The organism is Paraburkholderia sp. (genome assembly GCF_026225065.1).
GTDB lineage: Bacteria > Pseudomonadota > Gammaproteobacteria > Burkholderiales > Burkholderiaceae > Paraburkholderia.
The window spans coordinates 1-4,471 of the sequence record NZ_JAMFSB010000381.1; the positions used below are offsets into that span (position 1 = coordinate 1).

The following is a 4,471-nucleotide window of genomic DNA, read 5'->3' on the forward strand; positions in this document are numbered from 1 at the left end:
CAGCTACCGTAAGAGACGGACACAAGAGGTGGCATCGACTTTCAACGGGACCCTGAGCTCGAGCGTCTGCCGACGAACCGGTGATTCGGTTCGCATCAAATCGAAGATATTGAGAGGTGCTACTGAGTGCGCTACTCGGCCAGCGCGGCTAGCAACTGATTCTTGACGATCGCGGTGGCCAGCGGCTGCCGCCCGAACTCATACCAGCCGATGTGCCGGCGCCACACCGTGCCCGGAATCGGCCTGACCGAGAGCAGCGGGTCTTCGTCCCACGCAGCATGCCGCAGACGCGGCACGATCGACACGCCTACGTTCTGTCGCACCAGATCGGCAATCGCGGCGATCGAATTCATCTCCAGAATCGGGTTGACCTCGGCGCGCAGCCGCCGCAGGAGGCTGGTGACATGCGTGCCGGTCAGCGAAGAGGTCTCGAAACCGATAAACGGAAGTCGCTTTAACAGCGAGCTCACCGACGCGTCGGCAGGCGCCATCGCAGGATTGACCAGCAGAACCAGCGGCTCGTCGTAAAGGCGCTCCCACGATTCGGGCAGCGTGGTCGCCCGGGGCTCGCTGACGATCACGGCCGCATCGATCTCCCCGGCACGCACCCGGCGCCCCAGTTCAGCGCTGTCGCCGTGCGCGAGGCGTACCTTCAGGCGGGGATACGACACCTTCAGCCGGATCACGTTGGCCGCCAGAAAGCCCATCGATGACACCGTCGAGCCGATCGTGATCGCGCCTTCCACGCTCAGTTCGTCGGCCACGCCGCGCAGCAGCGAATCGTACGCGGCTACCACAGCACGCGCCTGTTCGATGATCGAGCGGCCGGCGTCGTTCAACTGGATGCTGCGCCCGCTGCGGTCGAACAGCTGGCGCTCGCACACGCGCTCCAGCGTGCGCATCTGCGCGCCGACCGCCGCGTGCGTGAGCGCCATGCGATCGGCGGCGGCCGCCATCGTGCCGTGTTTCTCGATGGCGAGAAACGTGCGCAGCATTCGAATTTCACTCATGCCGAACTCTCCTTAACGGCTTCCATAGCGCGCGCGAATCGCATGAATTTGTCGCGCATATTCCCCGCTCCCATGCGACGCATGATCGCACGAAACTAAAAAATTTCTTTCCTTTCGCTAAAGAAAATAACGCTTTTTATTTTATTTGTGACTCGTGAAAATCGATGTGTCACCAATCGAGCCGATCACATCAGCGCGAGGCCGCAAGGCCAGCCTGGTGTCTGCGGCGGCAGCCAAGGGTCAGGAGTCGCACCATGTCGCAAATCCAGCAGTTTCCTTTCATCAGCGTGTCCGGCAAGCCGTACGAACGCGGCCTTCAATACGGCCGCGCGGCCGCCGCGCGCGTGCGCCTGAGCGCATCCCGCTATGGCCAGACGCTGCGCAATCTCGGCTATAGCCAGGCGTCGCAGACAGCGCTGATTCGCTCGCTCGAACAGGTGATCGGTGAATTCCAGGCCGCGTATCTGGACGAGATGCGCGGCATCTCCGAAGGCGCGGACGTGGCGTTTGAAGACATCGTGATGATCAACGCCCGTACCGAAGTGCTGGCCAAGGCGCGTGCCGAAATGGCGCTGCAAGCCGACGACGAAGACGGTTGCACCGGCGTGCTGGTACTGCCGTCGCGCTCGTCGAACGGGCAGTTGATCCACGCGCAGAACTGGGACTGGAAAGCCGATTGCGTCGACACAGGCATTGTCTTGCGCGTGCGTAACGACGACGGCCCCGATTTCCTGACCTTCGTCGAAGCGGGCGGCCTCGCGCGCAGCGGCTTGAATGCGGCGGGCGTGTCGATCACCGCAAACTATCTGGAGTCCGAACGTGACTACATGCAGATGGGCGTGCCGCTGTCGCTGCTACGCCGGCGTGTGCTGGAAGAACCGGTGTTCTCGAACGCGTTGCGGGTGATCGCCACGACGCCGAAATCCTGCTCCAACAACATCATGCTCGGCATGGCCGAGGGCTTCGGAATCGACTTCGAGTGCGCGCCGAACGAGGCGTTTCCGATCTATCCGGGCGACGATCAGCTGATCGTGCACGCGAACCACTGGGTCAGCCCGGTGGCCCGCACGAAGCTGATCGACACGGGTTGCGAGAGCTCCCCGGACAGCTATTACCGTGACTGGCGCGTGCGCCAGTTGTTGAATGCCACGCCGAAGGTAGATCGCGACGCCGTCAAGGCCGCGTTGTTCGATGCGTTCGGCACACCGTATTCGGTTTGCCGTCCACCGCGTCCGGGCACGCGCCACACCATGACCGCGACCGTCGCGATGATCGTCATGCAACCGGCCGCGGGCGAAATGGATGTCGCGCCGATGCCGGCGCTCAACCGCGTTTTCACGCGCTACAGCCTGCACCACGAACCGCTCGCCGAAAAGGAATGACAGATGTCCGAAGCCAAGAAGCCGTCTGGTCCGGGTCACGAGAAAGCGCAAGCGCTCTACGACCTGGGCTCGACCACTGTGTACGCCAGCGTCCACGATCCGCGCTTTCCATATGTGCTGTACGTGCCGCCCGAGGTACTCACGCCCGGCAACGACGTGGAACTGGTCGTCGTGATGCACGGCACCGGGCGCCAGTTCACGCAATACCGCGATGCGTTCGCCCCGTTTGGCCGCTGGAACCGCTGCATCGTGCTATGTCCGCTGTTTCCGGTGGGCGTGCGCGGCGATGGCGATCGCAACGGTTTCAAGCGCCTGATCGAAGGCGATATCCGCTATGACAAGGTATTGCTCGACATGGTCGCCGAAGTGGCCGAGCGTTACGGCAAACGCTTCGACAAGTTCGCGCTGTTCGGTTATTCGGGCGGGGGGCAGTATGTGAACCGCTTTGCGTACGCGCATCCGGAGCGGCTGTGGGCCGCGTCGATTGGTGCGCCTGGCAACGTCACCGTGCTCGATTCCGCGAAAGACTGGTGGCTGGGTCTCGGCGGCTTCGAGCGCCATTTCGGCAAGCCATTCGATCTGGCCGCGTTGCAGCGCGTGCCGGTGCAAATGATCGTGGGCCGCGCGGATCTTGAGACCTGGGAGATCACCGTGCCCGAGGACAGCGCGATGTACCTGCCGGGTATCAACGATGCCGGTGCGACACGCCCGGAACGGCTGCGCACGCTGAAGGCGTCGTTCGAAGCCGCGGGTATCCGCGTGCGTTTCGATGAGCTCGCCAATATTGCCCACAACGGCATGCAGGTCGTCGAGGTGGTTCAGGATTTCCTTGCGCAGGCGTTGCGCACATTGCGAGGCGCAAGATAAGCCCATGCCCACCCAAAGCGATCCGGGAAAGATCTGGAAAACCATCGTCACGACCGTGATAGGCGGCACGTTCGAATGGTTCGACTTCATGGTGTACTCGTATTTTTCGAGCATGATCGCGCGGGTGTTTTTCCCTACCGTCGATCGCAGCGGGGCGTTGCTGCTAACGTTCGCGACTTTTGCGGTCGGCTTTCTGGTCCGTCCGATCGGCGGCGTGTTGATGGGCATGGCCGCGGACCGGGTCGGACGGGTGAAGGTACTGTCGTGGATCATGGTGCTGATGTCGGTGGGCTCGCTGATCCTGGGGCTGACCCCGGGCTTCGCGACCCTTGGGCTCGTCGCGCCGCTGCTGGTGGTGATCGGCCGCCTTGTGCAAGGCTTTGCGGTGGGCGCGCAATTCGCGCTGTCGTCGGTGACGATTTACGAGGTCGCGCCGCCCAACCGGAAGATGTTTTACGGCAGCTTCAATATGCTGTCGATCGGGGTCGCGGCGATGTTGTCGTCGGGATGCAGCTATCTGCTGTCGCGTCATCTGTCGCACGCGGATCTGTCGGCTTGGGGATGGCGCGTGCCGTTCCTGATCGGCGCGCTGGTCGGGCCGCTCGGCTTCTACATCCGCCATCATGTCGACGAATCGGATGAGTTCAACCGGATGCAGGCACGCCCCGCGGCACGCACGCCCATGCGCGAGCGGCTACGCGGTTTTGTCAGCGAGAACGGCGATGCTGTAGTGTGCGCGATGGGCGTGATGATCGCCGGCACCTCGTTGAATTATGTGTGGAATGCGTATCTGCCAACCTACGCGCAGGTTCAGTTGCATCTATCGCTCAGTTCGTCACTGCAGGGGATATTCGTCACGAGCATCGTGATGTGCGTTCTGTCGCCAGTGTTCGGGATGCTGGCGGACCGTGTCGGCGCGTATCGGCTGTTCTTCTTCTTTATCGTGGGCTGGCTAATCTGCGTCTTTCCGCTGTTCTCGTATTTGCTGGCGGATCCCACCGAGAACCGTCTGATGATCGTACGGATTGTCGGCATACTATTCCTGACGCTGCAAGGCGCCGCGCATCCAGGGATGCTGGTCAAGATCTTCACCGTGCAGGGTCGCTCCACCGGCGTGGCGATTTCATATAACACCTCGGTCATGCTGTTCGGCGGGCTGGCGCCGTTCTATATCTCACTGGTGGCGCGCTTCACGGATGCGCGCTTCATTCC

The 4,471-nt window shown here is 62.3% G+C and carries 4 protein-coding genes; 3 read left to right on the forward strand and 1 reads right to left on the reverse strand.

All coding sequences use genetic code 11. The annotated features are described in order from the left end of the window. Positions 1-131: 131 nt before the first annotated feature. Positions 132-1,010 carry a LysR family transcriptional regulator gene (locus M0954_RS26655; RefSeq protein ID WP_297356457.1) on the reverse strand — a complete coding sequence of 293 codons (879 nt, stop codon included), beginning with the start codon at positions 1,008-1,010 and terminating at the stop codon, positions 132-134. Positions 1,011-1,264: 254 nt separating this feature from the next. On the opposite strand from M0954_RS26655, the gene M0954_RS26660 reads away from it, so the two are divergent. The 3 genes from M0954_RS26660 to M0954_RS26670 all read left to right on the forward strand — a co-directional run. Continuing rightward, positions 1,265-2,392 (forward strand): C45 family peptidase, encoded by a 1,128-nt coding sequence (locus tag M0954_RS26660; protein WP_122151867.1) that lies wholly within the window; start codon positions 1,265-1,267, stop codon positions 2,390-2,392. A gap of 114 nt (positions 2,393-2,506) precedes the next feature. Continuing rightward, entirely contained in the window at positions 2,507-3,259 is a 753-nt protein-coding gene (locus M0954_RS26665; RefSeq protein ID WP_122155377.1) for an alpha/beta hydrolase, read from the forward strand. Between the two features lie 4 nt (positions 3,260-3,263). Next, the coding region (locus tag M0954_RS26670; protein ID WP_297356459.1) for an MFS transporter at positions 3,264-4,471 on the forward strand (1,208 nt) is incomplete at its 3' end.

Bases quoted from the DNA above. Each gene is read 5' to 3' on its own strand.
- M0954_RS26655 (WP_297356457.1), bottom strand. From the start codon at position 1,010: ATGAGTGAAATTCGAATGCTGCGCACGTTTCTCGCCATCGAGAAACAC.
- M0954_RS26660 (WP_122151867.1), top strand. From the start codon at position 1,265: ATGTCGCAAATCCAGCAGTTTCCTTTCATCAGCGTGTCCGGCAAGCCG.